Genomic DNA, 14,891 nt, shown 5'->3' with positions numbered 1-14,891 from the left:
CAAGCTTATGAAAGAATTTTCATTATAAAAAATTTAAAATTATTATTTAAAATTGCTTAATAAATATAACTCACTCAATTATATAGTGAGTTATATTTATCATTACTGGTTATTAATTTGAAATAAATACGCCCTTCAATATATAACCCGCTTCCAATTTTGCACTTGCCGGAATTCGAACCAGACAATTGGCTTGCATTAAATTACTGAGCATATGTGATTGCTGTTTTGCCAGACTTTTAACTTTGAGTTGTCCATTGTCAAAATAGGCATGCATTCTTAGAAAACGCTCGCGTGCATCTTCTTTTAAATCATGATCTAAAATTGCACTAAACCACACTGGCCCAGCTTGGTTTCCCTGCAAAGTGTCGAGCAATGCTTTACCGTAAACCTGCATAGACACATATACCGCAGCAGGATTACCGGGCAACCCCAGTAAATAACAGTGGTGATCTGATTCAGGATGAGAATATTCAGCAAAAAAGAGTGGCTTACCCGGCTTTTGTTTTACTTTCCAAAAGATCTGTTCAAAACCAACTTCAAAAGCACATGGCCGAACAAAATCATAGTCTCCAACAGAGACTCCACCCGTGGTTATGATGACATCATGGCTATCTTTTAATTGATCGAAATATTGTGTGACCTGTGCTGTCTCATCTGCCACATGAATGAGTTCAACATCTAAACCATAATCTTCAAACCAAGCTTTTAGTAATGGGCCATTTGCATCAAAGATTTTACCTTCAGCTAGATCTTCTGCTGTTTCGGCAACTTCATCACCCGTGATCAAAACAGCTACTTTCGGCGCACGATAGACTTCAACGGTTTGCACTCCCGCCATACTTAAGGCAGCCAAACTTCCAATATTCAAAAATTGTCCAACTTGCGCAAGTAACTGCCCTTGATGGATTTCTTCGCCCGTAAAACGGATATCAGCTTGAGGGCGTATATACTCCGTTAAACAAATCTCTTGTGGCGAAACAACCGATACGACTTCTTGCCGTGCTACATGCGTTGTCCCTTCAGGAATTTTGCCGCCTGTAAATATACGAATTGCTTGACCTTCACTCAAAATGTTATGACTTTCGCTTCCAGCACGAATCTCGCCAGTAATCTGAAACTTTTGATTATTTAAATCTTCGGCATGACAACAAAGTGCATAGCCATCCACAGCACTTTGAGAGAAGCTTGGCAAATTAATTTCTGAATAAATTTCTTTAGCAAGATACCTACTTAGGCTATTTTGAAGAGGTTGCTGAATTGAACCTAATTTTTTAGGTCGGTTACTAATCAGTCCAATTGCTTCGTCTACGCTAATCAATCCACGTTCTGCACCACAACCAGTCATTACTCATAGCCTCCCGGATGTGGTAGATCACGGCAAACATCAAAAATATGGACTAAGGCAGGTAAAATAGCAGCCATTGATTCGCTTGCTCCACCACGGCTTCCCGGTAAAGTCACCACTAAAGAGCGATCAATGAAACCAGCTACTCCACGCGACATTGCAGCATATGGCGTGCGTTTTTGCCCAAATGAACGCGCAGCTTCCATTAACCCATCTAGCTTACGTTCAAGAAGTGGCTCTAACGTATCGACCGTAATATCACGCTTACCAATTCCAGTTCCACCAACGGTCATAATGCAAGCATATGATTTGCTCAACTCAAGCACTAAGTTTTTCAAAGTATCCGCTTCATCTGGCAAAATTTGGTAATGAATTGGATCAAATCCTGCCTCGGTTAAAGTTTCAACCACAGATTTTCCGGCAGTATCGGGCTTTCTACCTGCTGCTACGGTGTCTGACAACACAATAACAGCAGCCGAAACAGGCTGACGAAGAACTCGCTTAAAGTGTGATTTGCCACCTTTTTTCTTAAGCAATTTACATTGATCCATCCAGAGTTCTTCTGGTTCACAATGCGGTTTTAACATGTCGTAAATGGTTAACCCTGCAAGACTTGCAGCCGTTAAGGCTTCCATTTCTACGCCAGTTGGACCAATGGTTTCCACCACGGTAATAATCTTTACAAAATCATGTTCTAATTCATATTCAACATCTGCACGATAAATCGGCAGTGGATGACACAAAGGAATCAGCTCATCAGTTCGTTTTGCTGCCAAGATTCCTGCTACACGTGCGGTTTTTAATGCATCCCCTTTTTCGGTATTTCCTTGTCTTAATAATTCAATACAGTGTGGTGGTGCATATAAAATCGCTTGTGCTTCAGCAACACGATAACTTTCCGGCTTCATTCCTACGTTTTTCATTATTTATCCTAGTCTTGCTTATTTCAGTGTGAGTGTTCATGGCCGGCATGATGGTGATGTTTGTGTTCGTGCAGTGCGTCCTTACGAATACAGCAGCCTTCTACATAGTGACTTGTACCATCTGTAAAGAACTCTTCTTTAAACACAGGCACTTCATGCTTTACCCGCTCAACCGCTTCTTCGCATGCTTGAAAAGCTTCACGGCGATGGGCTGCATAAGCAATTGCAATGATTGCTGTTTCGCCCACATCTAAATATCCAATCCGATGAACCACTCGCACATAAGATACCTGATACTTTTTCTCAATTTCCAGTTCAATTTCACGTATCATTTTTTCAGAAAGTGGTTTATACGAGGTATATTTCAATGCTTTAACAGCTTTACCTTCATGATGATTGCGAACCGTACCCATAAAAATATCAATTCCACCGCATTCAGGAAATGATTCAATAGGATCAAAGGTATCAAGGCTTAAAGCCTGCTCTTGTATACGTGCAAAATCTCGCATGGCTCATCCTCCTGCAACTGGTGATAATAAAACCAAAGTACATGGCTGATTTAAGGCAGATTGTCTGGTTATAACGTTATCCTCTATCGCACATGCACATTTTTCCATGGCCTGTGTGCATTCCGGATGTAAAGTCACAATTTGATCTAAGACATCTTTCACTAGAATATTGGTAGGACAAACGATCGAAAGATTTTGGGGAAGCAATTTTTCAATTGCACCGAATGATTCGATTTTAATTTGGATAGATTGCTGCATTTATCCCCCAAGCATATGCATACTGATTTTACGGGTTTGTTGATGTTGTAAGGCATGAAAGCCTTTTGCTTTGTGCCAGATATACGGCATAACTTGATCTTTTAATTGCTGACTATGCAGAACATGATCGGTTGAGTTATGTGCGCGTAATAATGCTTGAAGCTGCGGCTTAATATTTAAACCCTGCGGTGCAAATAGACAGTTATATAGCTCACCTTGTGCCGTTAGTCGTATGCGGTCACATTGGTGGCAAAATGAATGAGTAATGGTCGAAATGATGCCTAGAGTGTAGCTATCATTAAGTAGATATTGACGCGCTGGCTCATGTTGTTGCTCGATGACTTGTACCGAATAATACGGTTGCAACGCCTGTAAAATTTCAGCTTCACTCACCACATCTCTATTTGACCAAAGGGCATCACCATCAAGCGGCATGAATTCAATAAAACGTAGCGGAAAATGATTGGCGATTGACCATTTCACCATAGGTAAGATTTGATCGTCATTTTTATCTTTCATTAACACACAGTTAATTTTAAAGGGTAGCCCTGCATCTTTTGCAGCTTGAATACCCTCAAGAACTAGTTCTAACTTTTTCTTAGTGAGCTCTTTAAATTGAATCGGATCTAGGCTATCTAGACTAATATTTAAATCATCTAGACGAGCATCTTTTAATTGCTGAGCGTATTTTGCAAGATAATGTCCATTAGTGGTCATTGAAATACGCTTTAAACCTAATGCTTTTAAAGCTTGTAAATCGCGAACGAAATGAACAATACCTTGACGCATTAATGGTTCACCACCCGTAATACGGATGCTTTCAATACCTTGTTGCACCATAAAACTGCAAAACTGAAAGAGCGCTTCAAAACTAAGCAAATCTTGTTTATTTAGCCATTCAGGATGTTCAGGCATGCAATACACACACTTAAAATTACAGCGATCAGTTACTGAAATACGTAACTTTCGCTTGATGCGCCCATATTGATCTTGCAAAAGCATTGGCGCAGTTTCAGAGTGATATTGTTTCATTATTTGCACTCATATCGAGAACAGTTCAAATATTGCAAGCACTGATTATGAGCAATTAAACTTTTAAAATTGCGCCTTAGTAGTGCTTTGATCTTTATTGCAAAATTTGTTCCAATTCTATTTATCATCCATAACTTTTTGGGTTGTATTTGAAATTTCGGCCGTACCGTTTTAGCTCAAACTTTAAAGCTTTATAAAATCAGTGCGGCGTCAACCTTTTATATGCCCTACTTTATTTCTAGCACTTTTCTAAACGGATGGGTACATATTTATGGTAAGGTGTTTTAGATAAAGGGTCACAATGCTCACCAGAAATGAGCATGTTTAATTGTGGTCCAATCGGTTCTCCACCTTGAAAGCGCATGCCATAACCATGTGGAAGCGAAACAACTCCTTTTCGCATTCCCTCATCAAAATCTACAGTAACCTGAATTTCTCCATGTTGTGAGATACATTTGATTTGATCACCCATAGCTACATTTAAGGCCTCTGCATCTTCAGGATGAATTCGTAAAGCTCCTTCAGCATCTACTTTTCGCCATGCTGGGTCACGGTAAATTTGGTTGGCGTTATAACTACGTCGCTCACCTGATAAGAGGATAAAAGGAAACTCTTCTATATTAACGTTATGGCTTTTCAAGCTTGCGAGCTCAGTTAACATCTCGGGAATAGCTAGACGTATTTTCTTATCTTTATAAGCTAGCAGTATCCAGACTTCATCATATTCATGTTGCGATAAAACCATACCTGAACGTTGCTTTAAAATTTGTTCAAATAGTTTGACACCTTGTGTTAACGGATTACCCTTGTACCCTGCACGACTTACCGCTTTGGTGTGTAACACAGCATATTGAATCGACAGCGGCAATAAAAAAGCAACTGAACCAGCTGAGTTTTCTAACTGCTTACCTAAAGTACGGTAGATAATTGAAGCAGCAAAAGGAATATATTTTTTATTTCGTGCAAAAGTAAGTCCCAATGCCGACAAGTAAGGTAAATAGGCTGTTTTTTTCGAGTCGACCGCAGCTATTTTTTCTAAAATTGGAAAGCGTTTTGGAATCACCTGCATGGCTTCAAGTAATCGTGTATAAATTTCTGCCTCTGGCAAAGTATTCGTTTGAGCGGCCAATACAGGATGACGTAGGTGAAAACCATTTTTAGGAAATTCCAAATTAAAACCAGTAAATTCCCATTTTTCAAACTGGGTATGCGCTGGCAAAATGTAGTCCGCAAGCCTAGCGGTTTCCGTCATAGCAACATCAACCACAACCAACAAATCTAATGCTTTAAATGCTTTTTTGTAGGCTGGTGTATCAGGATAAGTTAATAACGGGTTACAGCTATCTACAAAAACTGCGCGAATTCGCTTTTCCCCTCCGTTTAAGATTTCATCGGGTAAAATATTAGGCGGGAAGAACCCAGAAATGGGGAACATTTTATGGTAAACACTCCGTCTATATTTCGGCTTTCTTTCATCTGTATCACTTAAGATTGGAATAAACATGGTATGTAAATTATTGGTACCCTGCTTTCCAAAGTTTCCAGTCAGTAAGTACAGTAGTTTTTCTAAATACCCGTTTAAGGTAGTATTTAAAGTATGTTGAATACCTAAATCGATACGTACACAGCCTCTTTTTGCCTTGGCAAAATCTCGAACTATCTGGTAAATCAAATCGACTGGAACATCTGCTTTGGCAATATAGTCTTCAATCGGCACACGACTAAATGCTGTTTTTACGTCTTCAAAACCTTGTGTGTGCTGCTCAATGAATGCTGCATCATAAAGCTTTTCTTTAATAATGATCGCAATCATGGCCGACATTAAAAAAGCATCTGTCCCCGGTTTTAATTGCACATGGATATCTGCTTGTTTGGCCGTTTCGGTAACACGCGGGTCAAACACCACCATGGTTCGGTTCGGATCTTTCTTAATATGTTTTAGCGTGTCTCGGGCGTTAGGGATACCATGTGCCTGAAAAGGATTTGTTCCAATGAAAAGTACATAATCTGCATGTTCAACATCTTCTGTGGTATGGCAAGCCTGACTACCAAACAAACGTCCATTGAGCCAAAAATCACCCGTTTTTTCTTGGGCAAGTGAGTTGTAAGCATAATAACTTTTCATGGCCAGCAAAAGCTGTCGGCCATACGCTGCGCCGAGGTGGTTACCCTGACCGCCGCCCCCAACCGAAGCAAAAGCAGTCCCACCAAAATCATCTCTAATCTGCACTAATCGATCAGCAATTTCTTGTATGGCAACATCCCAACTTACTTCTTGAAATGATCCATCAGGTTGACGTTTCAAAGGTGTGGTCAAACGGTCTGCGTGTTGCTGGTAATGCTGTAATCTGGCAGCTTTTTGACAAATGTAACCTTGAGAAAAAGGATGTTCGGAATCACCTTTAATTTTGACAAACTGGTTATCTTTAATTTCGACACTCAAACCGCAGTTTCTAGAACATAAGATACATGCGGTCACATCTGTTTTACTTTGCTGAGCTGCGTCCATCATTTTTCTGGCTCCGTTTATTTTTATACATCTAGCTAGAATTAAAACAACAGGTTCCAAAATAGAACTTATATATTAGATAGTCAAGAACGCATCATTTTAAATTTGTTTATAACATCACTTTAGTTTGTAAATTGATAGAATCTAATGTTTAACTCGCGGTAAATATCTCTTTAAAAGCATTGATTTGTTTATATTGTTGAAGCTCATCCAAAGAGTTAATGCTATGAAAAAATAAGTTTTGTTTTTGAAATACGGCGACTTGTGCATGTAAAAGCTTAAAGCACTCTTTTAAACTTAATCGTTGTTTGTCAATTTGCTCTCTTATCGTAAGCAGGCTTTCACGCTTTAATAAGCAAAATGGGTATAAAGCATCCCCATTAATTGAAACATAGGCTGCCTGAGCTTGTTTATTTTTGCGTAGTGCGCTGTGTAATTTCGCAATGACTTGCGTAGGTATATACGTCACATCACAGGGAATACACAAAACATAATCTGCTTTTACATGTGACCATGCGCTTTTCATGCCCATAAGTGGGCCGAAAAAACCGGAAGCATCATCTTGAAAACACTTAATATCAGGCACAATACTTTGATAAATCGAATAATCACGATGACTATTTACCCAAATTTCAGATACAGATGACTTTAGTTTTTGATGAATTTTGAGTAGTTGCGTATCGCCATCAAATTGCTGCAACAGCTTATTTAAACCATTCATACGGCGGGCTTGTCCACCCGCCAAAATGACCAGATCAGTTACGGGATATCCCTTATTCACACTTCCACCTCTTGTTGGCAAGCTTTAATCAAGCCACGAATCTCAGGTAAACATGAACCACAGTTCCCACCTGCTTTTAAACATGCAGTAACCTGTTTTTCATGGGTAATGTTTTGTGTTTTTATCACGTCGATAATTTTATTCTTACCTACTTTAAAACAACTACACACTAAAGGCCCATCATTATTAGTAGCCGACATTGGCATACCCGCTAGTAAAGCTTTTCGGTGCAAGGCGCTCAAACGTTCTCGTTTAAACAGACTCGCTACCCAATCACGGTCTGGCAATAAATCTGGCGGTGCAATATATAGACTTGCAATTACAATGCCATCTTTCAAAATAACGCTATGGCTCAGTTGTGAAGAGATATCTTCTATGCTTAACCATTCAAAGGTTTCATCGGCAAATGGTAAAAAGCTTTTCAGATTCTTTTGAGTATCATGAAAAGTTTGGCGGTCTGCAAGTTCATAACGATTGGTTTTCACCATTTTGACTTTGGTCCACCATGCACAGTGATGTAGCGATTCTTGAATATGCGAATCGTATCCTTCACGAATATAGAGCACACCTTGCCAAGTGGTATAGAATGGCTGAATAGTTACAGGCGTATGTTTGAACTCAGGTTCACCTGAAATTGCATCAACTTCTGGATTAACGACTTTACCAATGCGGGCGTCGGATGCAACCTGTTCAGTCCAGTGAATCGGTGCAAAAATTTGCCCACGACGTACCCCCGATGAGAAGGTCACACGTAGTACACAACTGCCCCATTTCGAACGAACTTCTACTAAGCCTTGATCACGTACACCAAATTTCAAGGCATCACTCGGATGAATCTCGCAAAATGGTTCGGCACGGTGACTGGTCAAATTTGGTGACAAACCAGTACGCGTCATGGTGTGCCATTGATCACGAATACGTCCCGTGTTCAAAATGAGCGGATAATCTTCTGAAACTGCATGTACCGGATCAATTGCAACAGTCGGAATTAGTTTTGCCTTGGCATTTTTATGACTAAACTGGCCCTTGCCAAACAGTTGTTGAACGGCTTTAGCGTCTTGGTTTTTATCCCATACTGGCCATTGCACTGGTTGTAGAGCATCATACTCAGCATTATTTAGGTTCATTAAACCTTTCAGGTTGAAATAACGAAAGGTATTACTCTCTTCTCGCAGGTCCATGTCTGCATTGTCTTGTGCAGATAATGCTGCATGCTCATTAAAGATGTCACTTGCACTCGCAAAGTCAAAACCATCGAAGCCTAATTTTTTCGCGACTTGGCTAACAGACCACCAATCTGCTTTTGCTTCACCCGGCGCAGGTAAGAATGCGCGCTGACGTGAAATACGACGCTCAGAGTTAGTAACGGTTCCATCTTTTTCGCCCCAACCTAAAGCTGGAAGCAAAATATCGGCGTAAGCTGTAGTATCCGTATCGGTACAGATATCTGACACAACGACCAATTCACATTTCTCTAATGCACGTTTCACCTGATCGGCATCTGGCAAACTCACCACTGGATTAGTTGCCATAATCCAGATCGCTTTAATTTTTCCAGCTTCAACAGCACGGAACAAATCAACAGCTTTTAAGCCCGCTTGATTTGCAATAAATGGGCTGTCCCAAAAGGTTTGCACTACTTTTTGATGTAATGGATTATCTAAATCCATATGTGCCGCTAGCATATTGGCTAAGCCACCCACTTCTCGACCACCCATCGCATTGGGCTGACCTGTCATCGAAAATGGTGCAGCGCCGAGCTTTCCAATTTTGCCTGTTAGTAAGTGGCAATTAATAATGCTGTTGGCTTTATTCACCCCCTGACTTGATTGATTTACACCCATTGAAAATAGGGTAATGACTTTTTCAGTTTGAGCGAATTTCTCAAAAAACTGTTGCAACTTATCGAGTGCAATTCCCGTACGCTTTGCCACATATTCAATATCGGCTTCTGGCTGACTACTTACCAAAACATCTTGCAGACCTTCGGTATAAGCCTCTACAAATGCCTGATCGGCATGACCATTTTGATATAGATATTGGAATAGACCATTGAACAATGCGACATCTTGGCCCGGCAAAATCGGTAAATGTAAATCCGCTTGTTCACAAGTACTGGTAAAACGTGGGTCAATTACCACCACAAACATATCGGGATTGTGGCTTTTAGCCTGCATAATCCGCTGATACAGCACAGGATGGCACCATGCGGTATTAGAACCGACCAATACCACCATATCTGCATGTTCAAAATCTTCATAACTCGCAGGCACAATATCTTCACCGAAACTACGTTTGTGACCAGCCACCGCAGATGACATGCAAAGGCGTGAGTTGGTATCGATATTTGCAGTGCCTAAATAGCCTTTTACAAACTTATTCACCACATAATAGTCTTCAGTCAAAAGCTGACCTGAAACATAAAATGCAATGCTGTCACGACCATATTGATCGATACAAGATTGGAATTTATCGGCAATTTTATTGATTGCCGCATCCCATGTCGTTACCACCCGATCAGCTTTGCGCCCCATCATTGGCTGTAAAACACGTGTTTCTAACCCTAAAGTATCCGCAAGTCGGCTACCTTTAATACATAAGCGCCCAAAGTTGGAAGGATGCTCAGCATCCCCCTCAACTTGCACCACAGGTCCTTGAGGTTTTTGTTGGACGTTTACGCTAACACCACAACCTACACCACAATATGGACATGTTGTTTTAGTGTTTTTTGCAACATGATCGGAGCTATCGACTTCAACGCTTGGAATACTATTCATAACTGCTCCTTTCCCTATTTAGCCTGCATTTTTTAATGCAAAATCTCGACCAAATAGCAGTTTATTTCTAAATGAAGAAACAGGTGTTTGGTCTGCAATTAACTCTGCATACCACATGCCATCTTCAGTATCACCAAACAGTACTGCACCGATTACCCGATCGCTTTGAATGATAATACGCTTATAAATCTGGCGTTTTTCATCGTTCAGGATAATGTCTTCATAATCATCTTTCGGCTCAAAATTGCCAGCAGAGAATACATCGACACCACTGACTTTTAACTGAGTCGGTACAGGGGGTGCTTTAAAAGTTAAGCTGCCGTGCTCTGCTAAATGGGTCGCGCAAATAAAAGCTTGCCCCCATAGTGGTTCAACTAAACCAAAAGTTTGACCACGGTGTTCAATACACTCACCCACCGCGTAAATACTTGGGTCAAATGTTTGCATGGTGTCATTCACCAATACACCACGATTGCAACGTAATCCTGCACTTTGGGCCAAAGCAATATTTGGACGAATGCCCACAGCAAACACCACAAGGTCTGCGTCTAAAACTGTGCCATCTTTCAAACGGATTTGTTTGACATGACCATTTTCATCACCAATTAACGCCTCTGTATTGGCTTCGGTAATGATTTGAATGCCTTTTTGTTCAATGCTATGACGTAATAACTGGCTCGCACGATCATCAAGTTGACGTTCCATAATACGGTCCATCAAATGCAATACTGTGACATTCATACCGCGTTGTTTTAGGCCGTACGCCGCTTCTAAACCGAGTAAACCGCCACCAATCACGACTGCATTAGTTTTTGAACCACAGTATTCAATCATGGTGTTAACGTCATAAATATCGCGGAAAGTTAACACACCCTTTAAGTCAACACCTTGAACTGGTGGAATAAATGGTGCCGAGCCTGTTGCCAGAATCAAACGATCATAATCAACTGTCTGACCTTTTTCGGTGTAAACCACTTTACGTGGGCGATCAATTTTTACGGCTTTATCACCGGCAATAAATTTAATGCCTTTATCGTCATACCACTTTGGTGGATGCAACATAATATCTTCAATGGTTTTTTCACCCGATAAAACCGGAGACAACATAATACGGTTATAGTTGCCCCATGGTTCTTCACCAATCACTGTAACTTCATAACGATCTGGCGCCATATCAAGTAAATCTTCTAGACAACGCATCCCTGCCAAACCATTCCCGATCAGCACCAGTTTAAGTTTGTCTTGTGATACACCTGTATTGGTAATATAAGTTTTTTGCGGCACCGCACTGACCCAAACACGGCCATCAACAATTTTGCTCGGATAAACTGCCAATTTTTGGTCTTTATCTTCTAAACAACGGCCCGTTGCCAAACTAAAATGTTGTTTATAGATTGGCGATGCAATGACACGCTCACCTTGTAAATCACCAATAATGCCGCGGCTCATCACATTCGCTTGGCTAAACGGATCTTTATTACTCAGCACGTAAACACGTTTTTCATGTCCTACACGAAAAATTGCTACCGCTTGGCCACCCACTAGTGCACCCGCACCAGTGTTTGGGGTTAAATCATCGAGTGCACAAACGTCAATCCATTGATCATCAGGAAGCATATTTTTGTCTTGTACAATATTCATATAAGTTCTCCTTTATGCTTCAACCATTGGAATGCGGTCTTCTGAACGTTCAGCTTCGGTTAATGGACGGATTTGACCACGTTCAGTTGTAAATTGAATGTGTGGATCGGCCTGTTCATTTGCTCCTGCGTTGATATACGTTTGGAAGCGTTTACGAACTTCAGGGTTTTCCACCGCAGTACGCCATTCGTCTTGATATGTGCCAATGATGTGTTCCATACGGCGTTCAAGCTCGGCAGCCAAACCAAGTGAATCATCCACAACTACAGATTTAAGGTAATCTAAGCCACCTTCCATGTTGTCGCGCCATACACTCGTACGTTGTAAACGGTCTGCTGTTTGGATGTAGAACATATAGAAACGGTCGATGTAACGGATGAGCGTTGCTTTATCAAGGTCAGATGCAAGTAACTCTGCATGACGTGGTTTCATACCACCGTTACCACAGACATAAAGGTTCCACCCTTTTTCAGTCGCGATAATACCCACGTCTTTACCTTGCGCTTCCGCACACTCACGAGTACAGCCAGACACTGCCATTTTCAATTTATGCGGTGAACGCAAACCTTTGTAACGGTTTTCAAGTTCAATCGCTAAACCAACCGAGTTATCTACCCCATAACGGCACCAAGTGCTACCCACACAAGATTTCACTGTACGTAACGACTTACCATAGGCATGACCAGACTCGAAACCAGCAGCATTTAACTCTTCCCAAATGAATGGAAGCTCGTGAACTTGCGCCCCGAACATGTCAACACGTTGACCGCCAGTAATTTTGGTGTACAAGTTATATTTCTTCGCAATTTGACCAATCGCGATTAAACCATCTGGAGTCACCTCACCACCTGCCATACGCGGTACAACCGAGTAAGAACCGTCTTTTTGGATGTTACCCAAATAGTAGTCATTACTGTCTTGTAAGCCTGCATGACTTGGCTCAAGTACGAAATCGTTCCAGCAAGATGCCAAAATATTTGCGGCAGCAGGTTTACAGATATCACAACCTAAACCATGACCATGTTGATGAATCAAATCATCGAATGTCTTAATTTCATTGACACGAACCAAGTGATACAACTCTTGACGCGAGTACGGGAAGTGTTCGCAAATGTGGTTATTTACAGTCACACCTTGACGTTGTAACTCTGACTTCAACACTTGTGTCACTAATGGTGCACAGCCACCACATGCTGTTGCTGCTTTGGTGCATTTCTTTAATGCACCTAAAGAGGTCGAACCATCGCTAATTGCTTGGCAGATGTCTGCTTTTGATACGTTGTTACACGAACAAATGGTCGCGCTGTCTGGCAGCAAATCGACTCCGCTACCACCAGACTTACCTGCTGATTGTTCAAAGCCAGGCATAATCAAGCTTTCAGGAACTTCAGGTAAAGCCAGACCGTTTAACATCATTTGTAAAAGGTCGTTGTACTCTTTCGCATCGCCCACCAAAACCGCACCCAGCAATTTGGTTTTATCTGCATTTACAACTATCTTTTTATAAACCAGTGCATGCTCATCTGCATAGAAATAGCTTAATGCACCCGGAGTCATAGCATGCGCATCACCTACAGAAGCAACGTCTACACCCATCAACTTCAACTTGGTGCTCATGTCTGCACCGGCGAAGCAATTACACTCTTCATCTAAAATGTGTTTTGCTGCAATACGCGCCATGTCATAGCCCGGTGCAACCAAACCATAAATTTTATTTTGCCAAAGCGCACATTCACCAATGGCATAAATATTGTTATCTGAAGTTTGGCAATAATCATTAATGACGATACCGCCACGCTCACCAATCGCCAGACCACTGTTACGCGCAAGTTCATCACGTGGACGGATCCCCGCAGAGAATAAAATGACATCTGCTTCAAGCTCACTACCATCTGCAAATTTCATTACATGTGTAGTGCTGTTGCCACATTCGATAGATTGTGTCGCTTTTTGTGTATGAACTTTTACACCAAGGTCTTCAATTTTACGGCGTAAAACTTTACCGCCCAAATCATCAATTTGAACTGCCATTAAACGTGGCGCAAACTCAACAACATGTGTTTCTAAATCTAAATCACGTAAAGCCTTTGCAGCTTCAAGTCCAAGTAAACCACCACCAATCACTACACCTGTTTTTGCATTAAGACTCGCTGCACGAATCGCGTCTAAGTCTTCAATCGTACGGTAAACAAAGCAGTTTTCACGGTCATTACCCGGAATTGGTGGAACGAATGCATACGAACCAGTTGCCAACACCAATTTGTCATAGCTGATGACATCACCATGATTGGTTGTGACTGTTTGTGCTGCTGTATCAATTGCAGTTGCTTTGGTATTTAGACGTAAGTCAATGCCATGAGCATCAGCAAAGTCAAAACGTGCTAAAGATAAATCTTTTGCTGATTTCCCAGAGAAATATTCTGTCAAATGTACACGGTCATACGCGATACGAGGTTCTTCCGCGAGAATCGTGATTTCCAGTTCATCATCTGCTTTTTCTAAAATGGCTTCGATGAATTTGTGGCCCACCATACCATGACCAATCATTACCAATTTCATAGTGTTTCTCCTCAAATCACGTTGCTTTTAAGCTGCGTTATTGCGTTCTCAAATAGACGTTGTTTTTTTGCCTTGTGTTCTACCGAGAAGCGAATCAATCTCACAAAGCATGTAGCTGCTTGGAATCCATTTTTCCCACTCGTTAATGACACCCAGTGCACAGCAAAGTCATAAAAAGAAATAAAAAAAGCGAGCCCCCTCATAGAGAAGGCTCGCATCGCTGGAACTGAAAAATTAGATAATTCAGATGTAACTTTTTTATGCAATAAAAATAAAGACATGGCCTTCACTCCGACTGAACGTAAATTCTTTGTGTGCACAGTTGCACTCACAAATTCGATCAGAACGGACATCGTTGGCCGTCTTTAAAACTTATGGTCGTCTTCGACCTGTAATTAAGTAAGCATTTTGCATGCCAATTCTTATGTAAATTTAATTTATTAATTTTTTATTTTTAATTTCATATAGATATAATTTCGCCAGCTATCTTATAAAAATAATGTCTTATTCTATTTGCCCCATCGCGTTACACTTAAATGCTTAAGATAAAAATA

At 41.0% G+C, this 14,891-nt stretch carries 11 protein-coding genes; all 11 read right to left on the bottom strand.

From position 1 onward, the window contains the following. Positions 1-112: 112 nt before the first annotated feature. Positions 113-1,348 (bottom strand): molybdopterin molybdotransferase MoeA, encoded by a 1,236-nt coding sequence (locus MKL51_RS16280; protein ID WP_017480950.1) that lies wholly within the window; start codon positions 1,346-1,348, stop codon positions 113-115. Further along, positions 1,348-2,271 (bottom strand): bifunctional molybdenum cofactor biosynthesis protein MoaC/MoaB, encoded by a 924-nt coding sequence (gene moaCB / locus MKL51_RS16275; RefSeq protein WP_000799986.1) that lies wholly within the window; start codon positions 2,269-2,271, stop codon positions 1,348-1,350. Before moaCB ends, MKL51_RS16280 begins: the two co-directional genes overlap by 1 nt. Positions 2,272-2,294: 23 nt before the next feature. Continuing rightward, the gene (locus MKL51_RS16270; RefSeq protein ID WP_032006877.1) at positions 2,295-2,780 is read right to left on the bottom strand and encodes a molybdenum cofactor biosynthesis protein MoaE; all 486 of its coding nucleotides are present in this window, start codon (positions 2,778-2,780) and stop codon (positions 2,295-2,297) included. A 3-nt stretch (positions 2,781-2,783) separates the two neighbouring features. After that, on the bottom strand, positions 2,784-3,038 hold the full coding sequence (locus MKL51_RS16265; RefSeq protein WP_032006875.1) for a MoaD/ThiS family protein: 255 nt from the start codon (positions 3,036-3,038) through the stop codon (positions 2,784-2,786). Then, on the bottom strand, positions 3,039-4,079 hold the full coding sequence (gene moaA / locus MKL51_RS16260; RefSeq protein ID WP_270904356.1) for a GTP 3',8-cyclase MoaA: 1,041 nt from the start codon (positions 4,077-4,079) through the stop codon (positions 3,039-3,041). A gap of 229 nt (positions 4,080-4,308) precedes the next feature. Further along, positions 4,309-6,582, bottom strand: coding sequence for a molybdopterin-dependent oxidoreductase (locus MKL51_RS16255; RefSeq protein ID WP_032006871.1), 2,274 nt, complete (start codon positions 6,580-6,582; stop codon positions 4,309-4,311). 148 nt (positions 6,583-6,730) lie between these two features. After that, positions 6,731-7,360: a molybdenum cofactor guanylyltransferase gene (mobA, locus tag MKL51_RS16250; protein WP_032006870.1), complete on the bottom strand. Its 630-nt coding sequence runs from the start codon at positions 7,358-7,360 to the stop codon at positions 6,731-6,733. Next, positions 7,357-10,137 (bottom strand): nitrate reductase, encoded by a 2,781-nt coding sequence (locus MKL51_RS16245; protein WP_032006868.1) that lies wholly within the window; start codon positions 10,135-10,137, stop codon positions 7,357-7,359. Before MKL51_RS16245 ends, mobA begins: the two co-directional genes overlap by 4 nt. Before the next feature lie 18 nt (positions 10,138-10,155). Next, positions 10,156-11,778, bottom strand: coding sequence for a nitrite reductase small subunit NirD (gene nirD / locus MKL51_RS16240; RefSeq protein WP_032006866.1), 1,623 nt, complete (start codon positions 11,776-11,778; stop codon positions 10,156-10,158). A gap of 12 nt (positions 11,779-11,790) precedes the next feature. After that, positions 11,791-14,337, bottom strand: a complete 2,547-nt coding sequence (gene nirB, locus MKL51_RS16235; protein ID WP_017385976.1) for a nitrite reductase large subunit NirB — start codon at positions 14,335-14,337, stop codon at positions 11,791-11,793. 11 nt (positions 14,338-14,348) lie between these two features. Further along, positions 14,349-14,618 carry a hypothetical protein gene (locus MKL51_RS16230; RefSeq protein ID WP_306308256.1) on the bottom strand — a complete coding sequence of 90 codons (270 nt, stop codon included), beginning with the start codon at positions 14,616-14,618 and terminating at the stop codon, positions 14,349-14,351. Positions 14,619-14,891: the final 273 nt, after the last annotated feature.

It is taken from the genome of Acinetobacter sp. AOR18_HL (genome assembly GCF_027855145.1).
GTDB lineage: Bacteria > Pseudomonadota > Gammaproteobacteria > Pseudomonadales > Moraxellaceae > Acinetobacter > Acinetobacter pittii.
The sequence above is the reverse complement of the archived record's forward strand: the minus strand, read 5'-3'. Positions and strand labels throughout refer to the sequence as shown.